General features: G+C 69.2%; 11 protein-coding genes. 5 read left to right on the top strand and 6 right to left on the bottom strand.

Translation table 11 applies throughout. From position 1 onward, the window contains the following. Positions 1–34: 34 nt before the first annotated feature. Together IQ210_RS00350 and IQ210_RS00345 are read right to left on the bottom strand one after the other, a co-directional pair. Positions 35–337, bottom strand: a complete 303-nt coding sequence (locus IQ210_RS00350) for a hypothetical protein (protein ID WP_109498478.1) — start codon at positions 335–337, stop codon at positions 35–37. After that, the gene (locus IQ210_RS00345) at positions 322–957 is read right to left on the bottom strand and encodes a hypothetical protein (RefSeq protein ID WP_194075463.1); all 636 of its coding nucleotides are present in this window, start codon (positions 955–957) and stop codon (positions 322–324) included. Before IQ210_RS00345 ends, IQ210_RS00350 begins: the two co-directional genes overlap by 16 nt. 433 nt (positions 958–1,390) lie before the next feature. On the opposite strand from IQ210_RS00345, the gene IQ210_RS00340 reads away from it, so the two are divergent. From IQ210_RS00340 to IQ210_RS00320, 5 genes are all read left to right on the top strand, one after another. Beyond that, positions 1,391–3,787, top strand: a complete 2,397-nt coding sequence (locus IQ210_RS00340; protein WP_194075461.1) for a proprotein convertase P-domain-containing protein — start codon at positions 1,391–1,393, stop codon at positions 3,785–3,787. A gap of 135 nt (positions 3,788–3,922) precedes the next feature. Then, the gene (locus IQ210_RS00335) at positions 3,923–4,537 is read left to right on the top strand and encodes a hypothetical protein (protein WP_194075459.1); all 615 of its coding nucleotides are present in this window, start codon (positions 3,923–3,925) and stop codon (positions 4,535–4,537) included. Beyond that, on the top strand, positions 4,537–4,770 hold the full coding sequence (locus tag IQ210_RS00330; protein ID WP_194075457.1) for a helix-turn-helix domain-containing protein: 234 nt from the start codon (positions 4,537–4,539) through the stop codon (positions 4,768–4,770). The genes IQ210_RS00335 and IQ210_RS00330 overlap by 1 nt, the downstream gene beginning before the upstream one ends. 358 nt (positions 4,771–5,128) lie before the next feature. Continuing rightward, complete coding sequence (locus IQ210_RS00325) at positions 5,129–5,875, top strand: hypothetical protein (RefSeq protein ID WP_194075455.1); 747 nt, start codon at positions 5,129–5,131, stop codon at positions 5,873–5,875. A gap of 136 nt (positions 5,876–6,011) precedes the next feature. Next, positions 6,012–6,554 (top strand): GNAT family N-acetyltransferase, encoded by a 543-nt coding sequence (locus IQ210_RS00320; RefSeq protein WP_194075453.1) that lies wholly within the window; start codon positions 6,012–6,014, stop codon positions 6,552–6,554. Between the two features lie 70 nt (positions 6,555–6,624). Here IQ210_RS00320 and IQ210_RS00315 read toward each other — a convergent pair whose 3' ends face one another. The 4 genes from IQ210_RS00315 to IQ210_RS00300 all read right to left on the bottom strand — a co-directional run bounded on the left by IQ210_RS00315 (position 6,625) and on the right by IQ210_RS00300 (position 13,631). Beyond that, on the bottom strand, positions 6,625–8,958 hold the full coding sequence (locus IQ210_RS00315) for a proprotein convertase P-domain-containing protein (RefSeq protein WP_228046765.1): 2,334 nt from the start codon (positions 8,956–8,958) through the stop codon (positions 6,625–6,627). Between the two features lie 268 nt (positions 8,959–9,226). After that, entirely contained in the window at positions 9,227–10,483 is a 1,257-nt protein-coding gene (locus IQ210_RS00310) for an acyltransferase family protein (RefSeq protein WP_194075449.1), read from the bottom strand. Beyond that, positions 10,483–12,672 carry a bifunctional polysaccharide deacetylase/glycosyltransferase family 2 protein gene (locus IQ210_RS00305; protein ID WP_194075446.1) on the bottom strand — a complete coding sequence of 730 codons (2,190 nt, stop codon included), beginning with the start codon at positions 12,670–12,672 and terminating at the stop codon, positions 10,483–10,485. The genes IQ210_RS00310 and IQ210_RS00305 overlap by 1 nt, the downstream gene beginning before the upstream one ends. Further along, the gene (locus IQ210_RS00300; RefSeq protein WP_194075444.1) at positions 12,672–13,631 is read right to left on the bottom strand and encodes a hypothetical protein; all 960 of its coding nucleotides are present in this window, start codon (positions 13,629–13,631) and stop codon (positions 12,672–12,674) included. The genes IQ210_RS00305 and IQ210_RS00300 overlap by 1 nt, the downstream gene beginning before the upstream one ends. Positions 13,632–13,705 lie beyond the last annotated feature (74 nt).

Raw genomic sequence — 13,705 nt, 5'->3', positions numbered from 1 at the left:
TCCTTGCCGACCACTGCCTTCCTCCCCTTGCCGATCACTTCTTCTTCCCCTTGCCGATGAGCGCGTTGTAGAGCGCGGTGTCGAGTTCCTTGTACGCCTTGCCGGACTCGTGGGCGACTTTCCCGAGGCCCTGGATCTCCTCGATCATCTTCTTGCGGTTGTCGTCCCAGCCGTCGGAGAAGTCCTGGAGCCGCTCGTGCAGTTGCTGGTGGCCGACCGTGCGGCGGTCGTACTGGTCCATCAGCTTGTCGAGTCCTTCGAGTTCGGTGGCCACCGTGCGCAGTCCGGTGCCGGCCGTCTCCAGGTCGTCCGTGGAGACCCTCAGTCTCTCGCCCATGTCTCTTCATCCCCCGTGTCGTCCTGCCGCTGCCAGCGCAGTGTTCCGGCGATCGCGTCGAACAGTTCCACCATGGCGTCGGCGATCGGTTCCAGCGGTGTGCTGAAGGTGAGCATCAGCACCTCGTCGCGGTCCGGGACCGGTACGAAGTACTCGACGACCGTGTCCTGGAACTCCGAGCCCAGCTTCCGCGACTGCCGCGACTGCTCGCGCCGCACCAGCCGGGCCGCCCGCCCCGCCGCGGGCAGCTTCGTCAGCCCGACCTCGCCGGAGCCGGCGAGCGCGGCCACGGCGTCGAGCGTGTCGAATCTCTGGTGCAGGCGGGAGACGAGCAGCGAAGCGGACAGCGGGATGCCGCCGACCTCCAGGAAGGAGAGGTACAGCACGACGCCGCCCTGCTCGACGCCGGCCTCGGCGGTGTCGCGCAGCTGTTCCTCCGCCTTGCGGCGCAGGACGGGCTGGTCGTCGACGCCGGCGAACTGCCGCTTGATCAGCGCGGCGATGGACGCCTCACGGCGGTCCCGCGGCTGGAGCGGCATGCGGTACCAGTCCACGGGCGTGATCAGCCCGAACACCGGCGCGGCTCCGGCGGGCGGGGCGATGGCGGGTTCCTGGCTCAATTTCTTCGGTCTCTCGGTGTGGTGCGGGCAGCGCCACGGTAGCGGGGGCTCAGGGCGGGCACCAGAGTGACCTGTGGGACGAGAAAGTGGAAGTGAGCTCCTCCGTTTTGCTGGCGTGAGCAACCTGCCTGCGGGGATGTTCATTTGGGCTTACGAGGCGGACGGCCTCGTCTTTTGCCGAAGCAACCGTGCGGAGTCGCGGGCTCCGGATGTTCGGGTCTTGCGGCGGTGATCACGGCCCCCTAGGGTCTGCGGTGATCAAGCGGATCCGTCTTTCTCCGCCGCTGCGGTCGGCTCTGCCGCCGCTTTCCCCTACGGCCTCCCGACGGAACACGCCGAGTGCGTGACGTCCGCAGGCAGTTCGCTCTTTTCTTCTCTTTCCTTCCTCCGGTGCCTTTTCCCTGCGCCGGCACTCCCTCACATCGAGAGCCCCATGACCAGACGGATCTGGGCTGCCGTCATCACGTCCGTGATGGCCGCCACCCTCAGCGCGATACCCGCCCACGCCACCGACTCCACGTCGACCACCTCGACGGCCACCACGGCCGACGACCCGGTCGATCCGCCGCTCTACGACGAGACCGCCGACGGCGACACCGTCCGCGTGAACGTCGTGACCGAGACCCGCGCCGACCTGTCGAGCGCGGCGAGCGTCGGCGACACGCTTCAGTCCTTCGACACCCTGCCCATCGTCACCCTGCGCGTCGACAAGTCGGGGCTGGACGAACTCGCCGCCCAGGACGGCGTGGTGAGCGTCACCGAGGACGGGCTCTCCGCACCCTCGCTGGACGAGAGCATCCCGGTCATCGGCGCCGACACCGCCCACAAGGCCGGCAAGACCGGCGCGGGCAGCGACATCGCGATCATCGACACCGGTGTCGCCACCAACCACCCGTTCCTCAAGGACCGGATCGTCGCCGAGGCCTGCTTCTCGCCGATCGACGCCACCTACGGCGCCACCAGCCTGTGCGGCAACGGCGCGGCCACCCAGGAGGGCACCGGTGCCGCCAACTCCGCGGCCGGCGCCTGCGCCACCCTCGACGGCTGTGACCACGGCACGCATGTCGCGGGTATCGCCGCCGGTGACGGCACCGGGCTGACCGGCGCCCCGGCCACCGGTGTCGCGCCGGACGCGGGCATCGTCGCGATGCAGGTCTTCTCCAAGTTCGACTCGACGAAGTACTGCGGCTCCGCCTCTCCCTGCATCCGCAGCTTCACCAGCGCGCAGATCGCCGCGCTGGAGAAGGTGTGGCAGCTCCAGCAGGGCGGGATGCCGATCATCGCCGCCAACCTCAGCCTGGGCTCGGCGAGTTACAGCACCGCCTGCACCAAGGACGCCCGCGCCGCCGCCATCGACAAGCTCTACGCCGCCGGTGTCGCCACGGTCGTCGCGGCCGGCAACAACGGCAGCGCGACCGCCGTCACCGCCCCGGCCTGCGTGCCCAACGCGGTCTCGGTCGGCGCCACGACCGACGACGACGAGGTCGCCTCCTTCTCCAACCACGGCCCGCTGCTCGACGTCCTCGCCCCCGGCAACGGCATCGTCTCCTCGGTCCCCGGCGGCACCTACGACTCCATGAGCGGCACCTCCATGGCCACCCCGCACGTCGCCGGCGCCCTCGCCGTCCTCCGCCAGGCCTACCCGACCGAGGGGCTGGCCAGCCTGATCTCGCTGCTCGCCACCACCGGCAAGCCGGTCACCGACGAGGCGGGCGTGACCGTACCCCGTATCGACGTGGCCAAGGCCGTCGCCGCGGTCGAGCCGAAGCCCGAGGCGGACAAGAAGCCGCGCGCCTTCCAGGTCGACAACGACAAGGACATCGCCATCCCGGACGCGCCGACCGGCGGCACCGGCACCGCGGTGACCTCGCCGATCACCGTCGCCGAATACCCGGGCAACGCGCCGAAGAACCTCAAGGCGTACGTCAACATCACCCACGCCTTCCGCGGTGACGTGAAGCTGGAGCTCGTCGCGCCGAACGGCACGACCCATCTGCTGAAGGCCGCGAGCGCCTCCGACGGCGCCGACGACATCATCGCCACGTACACGGTCGACGCCTCCGCCTCCGTCGCGAACGGCGAGTGGAAGCTGCGGATGACCGACACCGACGACGGGGACGCCGGCACGCTGACCACCTGGTCGCTGATCTTCCCGACGCCGTTCGAGAACACCACCGCCCAGAGCATCCCGGACTCCGGCACCCTCAGCTCGACCATCGCCGTCTCCGAGATCGACGGCAACGCCGCCGGCCCGCTCCAGGTCTACGCGAACCTCACCCACACCAGGATCGGCGACCTGAAGCTCGCCCTGACCAGCCCGGACGGCAAGGCGTACACCCTCAAGCCGTACGGCTCCGAGGCGGGCGGCACCCTCCAGACCACGTACGGCGTCGATGCCACCGACGCGGTCGCCAACGGCACCTGGACGCTGAAGGTCACCGACTCCGCGACCGGTTCCACCGGCACCCTCACCGGCTGGTCGCTCGGCTTCCCGGCGTACGAGAACCAGACCGTGAAGGCCATTCCGGACAAGAACTACACGGAGATCTGGACCAAGGCGGACGGCCTGTCGGGCGTCGGCTCCGGCAAGCTCGAGGTGTACGTGGACGTCGAGCACGAGTACCTGGGCGACCTCAAGATCGACCTGATCGCCCCGGACGGCTCCCTGCACCTGCTCAAGGACAACGGCGAGGAGCCCGGCGGGACCCTGAAGAAGGTCTACACGGTCGACGCGACCGACCTGCCGGTCAACGGCTGGTGGAAGCTCCGCGTCGACGACGTGGCCACGGGTGACACCGGGACGGTGCGCAACTTCGTCGTGAGGTTCTGACACCCGGTCAACTCCCTTGCTCCCGCGCCCTCGCACCTGTTCCTGGTGCGGGGGCGCGGTTGCTTGCGCGGCTTATCGTTTCTCGATAACATCGAAACTCGATACATCGAAAAACGATAAGCGAGGCGGGGGATCATGTCCGAGGACCGGAAGATGCTGGAGCCGATGGCGACGGTGGTGTCCGTCGTGCTGCGTGTAGTGGTGGGGCTCCTGACGGTGGGAGTCGTCTTCCAAGTGGCCCGCGGGGGTTGGGCGGACGGCAACGTCTGCATCGTCGACGACTCGGCCGGCAGTTCGGTCGCCCCGCCGGGCTTCCCCGCCGAGAAGGGTGCCGCCGTCGAGTCGGTCCCCCGCTACTGCGGCGGCGAGACCGACACCTCCCTGCACCTGCTGGACCAGCTCACCACGCTGCCGACCGTACTGCTGCTGATCAGCAGCCTCTTCCTCCTGAACCGGCTCTTCCAGGGCGCGGCGCGGGACGGCATCCACACCGGCCTGACCGCGTCCCGGCTCCGCGTCCTCGGCTGGTGGCTGCTGCTGGGCGGCCTGATCGCCGAGATCATCGAGTCGAACGCCAAGGCCGCGGTCCTCGCGAGCCTGGCCAAGTCGGAGGAGCTCACGGCCGGTTCCTGGCTGGCCATGTTCACACCCCCGTACCTGATCGTGCTCACCGGCCTCGGCCTCCTCACCTTCGCCCGTATCACCAGCGCCGGCGCCGCCCTGCGCGAGGACCTCGAAGGGGTCGTCTGATGGCCGAGGACGAGCACGAGGGCCACGACATCGAGGTCCATCTCGACAAGCTCCTCAGCGAGCGCGGGATGACCGTCACCGAACTCGCCCACCGCGTCGGCGTCACCAACGTCAACCTGTCCGTCCTCAAGAACGGGCGCGCCAAGGCGATCCGCTTCACCACCCTCACCCGGATCTGCGAGGTCCTGGACTGCCAGCCGGGTGACCTGCTCAGCTACCGACCCAAGTCATAGGGAGACACGACATGTTCGGCGCCATGGACACCAGCATGAAGATAGTGATCGCCGTCGTCGCGGCCGCCCTCATCACGGGCGTGATCCTGCTCGGCCGCTTTCTCACCAAGAAATAGCTCAACCAGAGCTCAAATAAAGCGAGTTCAAACCCCAGAACCTCAATTGATCCTCAGGAAAGGCTATTTGAGCTCCTCAACCCCCTATTCCCTGTGGAAGGATCAAAGACAAGCGGGAACGCCGAAGGGGAAAGGCGGAAACGCTTGTAGGGGGGCGAATCATCGCGCTTTCCCTACTGCTTATTTCAGTTCGTGTACTCATCCACGTAACGGAGGCAGTAGATATGCGTACCACGTCCAAGATGAACCGCAAGAGACTCGTCGGGATGGCCGTCGCCACGGCGGCGGCGATCACGATGGCGGCCCTGCCGGGCTCCGCGTTCGCCGACGACACCACCGGTACCACGCCCGAGGCCTACGAGGCCTACCTGGTGGAGCAGGTGGAGCTCGGCGACACGGACGCCCAGGAGACCCTGGACCAGTACTCGGCGCTCTCCGACGGTGACAAGGAACAGTTCGTCGACCTGCTGAACGACCCTCAGCGCGGCCAGGAGCTGGGCGACTTCATCTCGGACGTCTCCGACATCGAGTCCATCGACGAGGAGAACTACACCACCGAGACGAGGAAGGAAGCCGCGAACGGCGACGTCGTCCTGGAGGCCACCCTCGCCGTCGAGGAGACCGAGACGCCGCCGACCACCGAGGAGGAGCTCGCCGACCCGAGCGCCCGCTACTACGACCGGAGCGCCTGGTACTCCGTCTCCGACACCATCTTCGGCGTGAAGGTGACGACCGTGAAGATCGGCGTCAACTACCGCACGACCTCGTCGCGTGTCGTGAAGGTCTACAACGGCTGGGCCTCGCACCGTAACTACGTGCCGTTCGCCGACTTCTCCAACAGCCCGGTCAAGGAGTGGATCTCCGCCGACCCGGCGAACAACGCCACCGCCGAGACCATCTGGCAGGGCAAGTGGGCCGGCTTCTCGTGGGACGCCCGTGAGCGCATCTGGGCCGACCAGAGCGGCTTCAAGGGCGGCTACCTCAAGTAGGCCACCGTCTCCGTACCGGCAGAGCCGGTCGTGCCGAGCATCTCGCTCGGCGCGGCCGGCTCTGCCGGTTTTCGGCATGCGAACACGTACTCAAAACCGTTTGCCGTCGCCCGCCGCGACCCGATAAGAAGCCTGCATGCTTAAAGGCACCAAGGTCGGGCTGAGGGCCCGCCACGAGGACGACGTCCCGGTCCTGCAGAGCGAGCTCTACGACGACGTGGTCAACACGTCGCGGGCCGACGGGCGGCCCTGGCGGCCGATCCCGCCGGGCATCCAGGGCGGGAAGTTCGTGGTGGATCCCACGGACCAGGAGAACCTCCCGTTCTCCGTGGTGGACCTGGAGAGCGGCGAGCTGGTCGGCGCCGCGACGCTGTGGGGCATCGACACCCACCACCGGTGCGCGCACGTCGGCCTCGGCCTGCTGCCGTCCGCCCGCGGCAAGGGCTACGGCACCGACGTGGTCGCCGTGCTGTGCCACTACGGCTTCGTCGTACGGGGCCTGCACCGCCTCCAGGTCGAGACGCTGCCGGACAACGTCGGGATGCTGCGGTCCGCCGAGCGCAACGGCTTCGTCCGCGAGGGCGTCCTGCGCTCCTCGGCCTGGGTGCTGGGCGAGTTCATGGACGAGGTGGTCCTCGGCCTGCTCGCCGACGAGTGGAAGCAGGGCGTGCAGGGCTAGTTCCCGGCAACGCCAAAGAGACGCCCGGCCGGGGTGATCCCGGCCGGGCGTCCTCGTTCCTGCGGTGGGCTCAGAAGGTCAGCGCCCAGTCGTCCAGCGTTCCGGTCCCGCCCGCCGACTTGTCGGCGACCTGGAGCTTCCAGGTGCCCGCGATCGGAGAGGCGCTCGCGTCGACCGTGTAGACCTTGTTGAGCGTGCCGCCCGGGTCCGTGCCGTTGGTGGCCTTCACGGCGTAGACCAGGCCGTTCGGGGCGACCAGGTCGATCTTCACCTCGCCGAGCCAGTCGTGGGTGAGGTCGAGGGAGACCTTCAAGGTCTTCGGCGCGTTGCCGGAGACGCCGGCCAGGGTGATCGGCGCCTGGAGGGTGCCGGCGTCCGGGATCGCGTACGTGGACTGGCTCTCGATCGACGGGAAGGTCAGGGACCAGTTGTTCAGGGTGCCGGTGCCGCCCGCCGACTTGTCGGCGACCAGGAGCTTCCAGGTGCCGTTGGCCGCGGAGGCGCTCGCGTCGACGGTGTACGTCTTGTTGAGCGTGCCCCCCGGGTCGGTGCCGTTGGTGGCCTTCAGGGCGTACGTCTGACCGTCCGGAGCGACCAGGTCGATCTTCACCTCGCCCAGCCACTCGTGGGTGACGTTCACGGACGCCTGGAGCGCGCCGGAGGCGCTGCCGGTGACGCCGTCCACCGTGATCTCGGAGGTGAGGGTCGCCGCGTCCGGGACGGCGGCGGAGGTCGTCTTCGCGAACGGGGTCGGGAACGTCAGCGCCCAGTCGTCGATGGTGCCGGTGCCGCCGGAGGACTTGTCGGCGACCTGGAGCTTCCAGGTGCCGCTCGCCGGGGAGACGCTCGCGTCGACGGTGTACGTCTTGGTCAGCGTGCCGCCCGGCTCGGTGCCGTTGGTGGCCTTCAGGGCGTACGTCTGACCGTCAGGGGCGACCAGGTCGATCTTCACCTCGCCGAGCCAGTCGTGGGTGACGGCCACGGAGACCTGGAGGGCCTTGGGCGCGTTGCCGGTGACGCCGGAGACGGTGATCGGCGACTGGACGGTACCCAGGTCCGGGATGGCGTACGAGGCGTCGTTGAGGATCTTCGTACGGCGGGTGGTGTCGGCGGGCTCCGGGTCCGGCGCGGGCGTCGCGGCGCCGACCGCCTTGCCGACGTCGATACGGGGTACGGTCACGCCCGCCTCGTCGGTGACCGGCGCGCCGGTCGACTTCAGCAGCGCCTCCAGCTCGGCGAGGGTCTTGTCCGGGTAGGCCTGGCGCAGGACGGCGAAGGCGCCGGCGACGTGCGGGGTGGCCATGGAGGTGCCGCTCTTGGAGTCGTACCCGGTCAGGACCGAGGAGACGATGCCGTTGCCGGGGGCGAGGACGTCGAGCAGCGGGCCGTGGTTGGAGAAGGAGGCGACCTCGTCGTCGTCGGTCGTGGCGCCGACCGAGACGGCGTTGGGCACGCAGGCGGGGGCGGTCACCGCGGTCGCGCTGCCGTTGTTGCCGGCCGCGACCACCGTGGCGACACCGGCCTCGTAGAGGCTGTCGATGATGGTCTTGCGGGCGTCCTTGGTGCAGGCGGTGCTGTAACTCGCCGAGCCCAGGCTCAGGTTGGCGGCGACGATGGGCGTGCCGGCCTGCTTGAGCGCCAGCACCTTCTCCAGGGCCGCGATCTGGGCGCTGGTGAAGCTGCGGATGCACGGGTTGGTGGCGCCGCAGTACTTGGTGGAGTCGAGCCGGGAGAAGACCTGGATGGCGACGATGTCGGCGCCGGGGGCGACACCGGTGGCGGGGGCACCGCTCAGGCCGGTGCCGTCACCGGCCGCGATGCCGGCCACGTGGGTGCCGTGGTCGCACTCGGCGATGGCCGCGCAGGTGCTCGCGCTCGCGGCGCCGGTGCCCTCCTGGGCGGCCGCGCCGTTGCCGCACAGGCTGGTGGCGCCGTAGTTGGCGTCGACCGGCGAGAAGCAGGCCTCGGTGGTGACCCGGCCCTTGAGGAACGGGTGGTTGGCGGCGACCCCGGTGTCCAGGACGGCGATCGCGCTGCCCTTGCCGGTCTTGCCGGCCGCGATGGCCTTGTCGCCGCCGATGACCGGGACGCTCTCGTCGAGCGACGGCGCGACCAGTTCGTCCTCGGTGACGCTGACGACGCCCGGCTGGGCCGCCAGGTCGTCCAGGCCGCCCTTGTCCACCTCCAGCGTGACCACGGGCAGCGTCTTGAAGGACAGCAGCGTCTCACCGGCGCTCGCCGCGGTGGCGAGATCTCCGCGGTCCTCGGTGACGACATTGACGCGGACAGTGCCGCCGTCGGCGGTCTCGTCGTAGAGCGGCGGGTCGATGGGATCGGATTCCGTGACCGCCGTGGTCGATATTTCCGTGGCATAGGCGGGAATTGCTCCCAGGCTCACGGTCATCAGCAAAGTGGCGACCGTAGCCCATATCTGTCTCTTCATGGCATGGCACTCTCGAAATAGGAAGGTGAATTACCGTGAATTACCCTGGCGTTGCTCCAGGACACGGTTTCGCCTTTCCCCTTCGGCGTTGCCGCGCAGGCAAGATCCTTCCACGGGCTACCAGCCACGAGCGAGGGCTACTTGAGTCTTCTGAGCTTCAATTGAGCCTGATCCCGCGTTTTTGAGCTTCAATTGAGGCTCTGTTTGAGCCTCAATTGAGAAAGAGTCATCAGGCGCGGTGCGAACCGGACTTGGGACGCGTCCGCCTGCCCTGCGACCCGTCCGGCCACAGCTGCGGCCTGCGCTTGGCGGCGAGGTCCTCCGCCCAGCCGAACCAGACGATGCAGCTGCCGATGAGGATCCAGGCGAAGACCAGCACCGGCCACGGGCTCTCCAGGAGCCAGGAGAAGTGCTGCCACATCAGGTCGATGCCCCACAGCCGGTCCCAGATCGTCATCGCGACGACGATGCAGGTGTTGTGCCACAGATAGATCGTCACGGCACGGGAGTTGAGGAGCGTGATCGGCCGGTCGAAGCGCTTCAGCCGCTTGGGCCACTCGGACCAGGACGGGCTGACGTGCAGCAGGATCATGACCGTGCCCAGCGACCACAGGGCCTGCGCGAAGGGCATGCTGTCGAGGTCGTTGCCCTGGGAGAAGTCGTGCTTGGTCGCGTACCAGAGGCCGAGCAGGGCGATGGCGGGCGCGACGGACGGGACGACGTAGCGCGGCAGTTTCTTGAGGAGGCCCTCCTGGTGGGCCATGCCGAGGATCCAGCAGGCGCCGAAGGTGCTGAAGTCGGTGAGGGCGGAGGGGATGCGCTCGCCGGGCAGCGTGATGTAGCCGAACTCGAAGGCGGCGGACAGCGCGATCGGCGCGAAGACCGTGGCGACCGGCAGGGCGCGCAGCGCCTTCAACAGGAACGGCGACAGCAGGACGTACCAGAGATAGGCGCGGATGTACCAGAGCGGTCCGGCGAGGTCCACGGCCCAGTTCTCGGCGAGGTAGCCGTGCACGCCGGGCAGCCCCTCGGCGTACGGCGGGTCGCTCAACGGCAGGACCCAGTAGGTGAGATGGAGCCACCACCAGCCCGGGTGGCCGTCGTCCGACGGACCCCAGCCCTGCACGACCATGCCGGTGACGCCCACGACCCCGAGCACCCACAGCGGCGGCAGCAGCCGACGGATGCGGCTCTTGATGACCTGCGCGGCCGGGCGCTTGAGCGAGCGGGCCATGAGGTTGCCGGCGAGGGCGAACATCACGCCCATGGACGGGAACACCAGCGGCAGCCAGGCCCAGCCGGTCAGGTGATAGAGGACGACGCGGAACAGGGCGAGGGCGCGCAGCAGGTCGAAGTAGCGGTCGCGGACGGGGCCCTTCGGCCGGGCTTCCTGGGGCGGCTGCTGCTGCTCGGGGACGGTCGGCACGAGGGGAACGGTCACGTCCACGGCTTTCTGAGACGAAGGGGGGTAGTAGGGCGTGCTCATCAGACGGGCCTCCCGCCCATGACCTGCTGACGTCCGGCGGGCGCGCTCGGCGGGGCGGAGACGCCGCCCTTGCGGCGCAGCTTCTGCCAGCGCAGCCGGCCGCCGGTGAGCGCCGTGATCCAGGACTGGAGCAGCACGACGTACATGAGCTGGCGGTAGAGGATCTGCTGGAGCGGCAGCGAGATCAGCGGGGTCAGGCGTTCCCGGTCCAGGATGAACGCGTAGGCGGCGCAGACCAGTTGGATGGCGAGGACGCCGAACCAGGCGAGGATCGTCTTGTCGGTGGGCCCGAAGACCAGGCCGTAGACGAGGAACACGTCGATCAGCGGCGCGAGCAGCGGCGCGAGGACCATGAAGAGGGAGACGAGCGGCAGCCCGACGCGGCCGAAGCGCCCGGAGGGACCGCGTTCCACCAGCGCCCTGCGGTGCTTCCAGATCGCCTGCATGGTGCCGTACGACCACCGGTAGCGCTGGGACCACAACTGCTGGACGGATTCCGGGGCCTCGGTCCAGGCGCGGGCCTTCTCGGCGTAGACGACCCGCCAGCCGTCCCGGTGCATCGCCATGGTGATGTCGGTGTCCTCGGCGAGGGTGTCGTCGCTCATGCCGCCGACCCGCTCCAGGGCGGAGCGGCGGAACGCGCCGACGGCGCCGGGGATGGTCGGCATGCACTGAAGGACGTCGTACATCCGGCGGTCGAGGTTGAAGCCCATCACGTACTCGATGTGCTGCCAGGCGCCGATCAGGGTGTCCTTGTTGCCGACCTTGGCGTTGCCGGCGACCGCGCCGACGCGCGGGTCGGCGAAGGGCTGGACGAGTTCGCGGACGGTGGCCGGTTCGAAGACGGTGTCGCCGTCCATCATCACGATCAGGTCGTACCGGGCGTTGGCCAGGCCGCGGTTGAGGGCGGCGGGCTTGCCCGCGTTGAGCTGCCGGATGACCCGTACGTTGGGCAGGCCGAGCCCTTCGACCAGCCGGGCGGTGCCGTCGCTGGAGCCGTCGTCGATGACGATGACCTCGATGGGGTGCTCGCTGCGCATCAGGGAACGCACGGTGTTCTCGATGCACTTGGCCTCGTTGTACGCGGGCACCAGCACCGACACCGGTTCGGTGACCGGCAGCGGGCCCCAGCGGAAGTCGCGGCGGCGGGTGCGGCGGGCGTGGATGCCGGAGAGCAGCAGCATCAGGCCGAAGCGGGCGAAGACGAGGAAGCCGATGACCGCGAGGCAGACGACGAGGACGGCGGTGATGTTGTCGGAGGCGTCGACCAGGAGGATCCAGGCCTTGCCCTTCCACAGTTCCAGACCGGTGACCGGGGTGTGCGCACTCGGCGCGTTCAGCGCCTCGGTGAGGTTCTGGAACTTGTAGCCCTTCGCCTTGAGCTGGGGAAGGAGCTGGTCCAGTGCCTGTACGGTCTGGTGGCGGTCGCCGCCGGAGTCGTGCATCAGGACGATCCCGCCGTGGCCCTTCTTGGGCGTGGAGTTGCGGATGATCTCCTCGACACCCGGCTTGCGCCAGTCCTCGCTGTCCGTGTCGTTGACGATGGTGATGTAGCCGCGGCTGCCGATGTACTCGGTGACCGGCCAGGAGTTGTTGTCCATGTTCGCGGCCTTGGAGGAGTACGGCGGCCGGAACAGCGAGCTGCGGATGCCCACCGAGCCCGCGAGCGCGAGCTGGTTCTGGGAGAGCTCCCAGTCGATGCGCTTCTTCGACTGGTAGGACAGGTCGGGGTGGTTGAAGGTGTGCAGCCCGATCTCGTGGCCCTCGTCGACCATGCGCTGGACGAGGTCGGGGTAGCGGGAGGCCATGGTGCCGGTGATGAAGAAGACGGCGTGCGCGTCGTTCTTCTTCAGGGTGTCCAGGACCCTCGGGGTCCAGGTGGGGTCCGGGCCGTCGTCGAAGGTGAGGACGACACTGTCGTCCGGCACGGTCATGGTGGTGCTGCGGCCGCTGCGGGTGTCGATGACCGGGCCGCCCTTGAGGATGTCCTGCGGCACCTTGTCGTTGGCCGTGGCGGGCGCCACCCGGTAGTCGGCGAGGATCTCGCTGTGGACGTAGCCGCGCAGCATCAGCATCGCCATCATCGCGACGAGGACGAGCAGCGGCAGCAGCAGGCGCAGGGGCAGACGGCGACGGGAGCCGTCACGGGCTCCGGTAGCGGGCCCGGGACGGCTTGAGCGGGATGCCATCAGAGGGTGTTCTCCAGGGATGGTGCGGTGGAGAGGCCGGGCGCGCTGTCCGCGCCGTCGGCGAGGTTGTCCGTGCCGGTGCCGGCGCTGCCGCCGGCCGGGGAGTCGGACGGACCGGGCGGGGTGGTCGGCGGCGTGACCGAGGGGTTGGGCGAGCTGGTGGTGGGCTCGTCGGTGGGCTTCGCCGAGACGGACGGGTTGGTGACCGGACTCGTGGCGGTCCTGGTCGCCGTCGGTTTCGGGTCGGCGGACGCGCCCGGCGTGGTGGCGGTCGCGGAGGCGCCGGGAGCGGTGGCGCTGACGCCCGGCGACGGGGTCGTGCCGTCGCTGAGGGTCGGCGAGGCGCCGGGCGTGACGCCGGTGGCGTCGGTGGGCGCGGCGGAGTCGGCGGGCAGCGGCGTGGTCTCCACCTGCCCGGCCTCCTTGCCCTCCTGGCCCGGCACGGGCAGCCAGGGCGCGTTGGAGTTGCCGGAGAGCATGGTGGCGACGATGACGACGGCGTAGATCGCGCAGGCGATGCCGACGAAGATGCCGATACGGCGGAATCTGCGGCTGCGCCGACCCGACTCGTCGACGAACACGGGCCCGTCGGAGCCGTCGGCGTCACCCCCGGCACCTCCGCCGGCCTGGCCGACGAGCCGCTGGTCGGCCCGCAGGGAGACGGCGTCCAGCTGGACGGTCACCTCGTGCGGGTCGTGGGCGTTGCCCGCGGCAGGGTCCGCGGTGCCTTCCGGGCCCCAGGGGTCACGGAAGGCGGGGCCGCTGGAGGCGGGCTCGGACTCGGGTCGGGGCGACGCCTTCGGCAGTACGTCGGTCTCGTCGGCGGACGCGAGGACTTCGGTTCCTCTCGTCTCCGGGAACGCCTGGGTACCGGCCCCCGTCGCAGGGAACTCCCGGGTCCCGGATGCCGCATCGGGCCATTCCGGTTGGGCGTCTTCCCGCCATTTGTTTTCGCGCACGCAATCCCCCCACGGGACAGTTCCGGGTGCGCATACGACTCCGGGCACCCGTCGACCGAACCAGGCCCCCACCC

This window comes from Streptomyces justiciae (genome assembly GCF_015163075.1).
GTDB lineage: Bacteria > Actinomycetota > Actinomycetes > Streptomycetales > Streptomycetaceae > Streptomyces > Streptomyces justiciae.
Note: the sequence above shows the minus strand (reverse complement) of the source record. Positions and strands in the feature narration are given on the sequence as shown.

What these genes read in the sequence shown, in the direction of transcription:
- IQ210_RS00350 (WP_109498478.1), bottom strand. Translation starts at nt 337, where the DNA reads ATGGGCGAGAGACTGAGGGTCTCCACGGACGACCTGGAGACGGCCGGC.
- IQ210_RS00340 (WP_194075461.1), top strand. Translation starts at nt 1,391, where the DNA reads ATGACCAGACGGATCTGGGCTGCCGTCATCACGTCCGTGATGGCCGCC.
- IQ210_RS00335 (WP_194075459.1), top strand. Translation starts at nt 3,923, where the DNA reads ATGTCCGAGGACCGGAAGATGCTGGAGCCGATGGCGACGGTGGTGTCC.
- IQ210_RS00330 (WP_194075457.1), top strand. Translation starts at nt 4,537, where the DNA reads ATGGCCGAGGACGAGCACGAGGGCCACGACATCGAGGTCCATCTCGAC.
- IQ210_RS00325 (WP_194075455.1), top strand. Translation starts at nt 5,129, where the DNA reads ATGAACCGCAAGAGACTCGTCGGGATGGCCGTCGCCACGGCGGCGGCG.
- IQ210_RS00320 (WP_194075453.1), top strand. Translation starts at nt 6,012, where the DNA reads ATGCTTAAAGGCACCAAGGTCGGGCTGAGGGCCCGCCACGAGGACGAC.
- IQ210_RS00315 (WP_228046765.1), bottom strand. Translation starts at nt 8,958, where the DNA reads ATGACCGTGAGCCTGGGAGCAATTCCCGCCTATGCCACGGAAATATCG.
- IQ210_RS00310 (WP_194075449.1), bottom strand. Translation starts at nt 10,483, where the DNA reads ATGAGCACGCCCTACTACCCCCCTTCGTCTCAGAAAGCCGTGGACGTG.
- IQ210_RS00305 (WP_194075446.1), bottom strand. Translation starts at nt 12,672, where the DNA reads ATGGCATCCCGCTCAAGCCGTCCCGGGCCCGCTACCGGAGCCCGTGAC.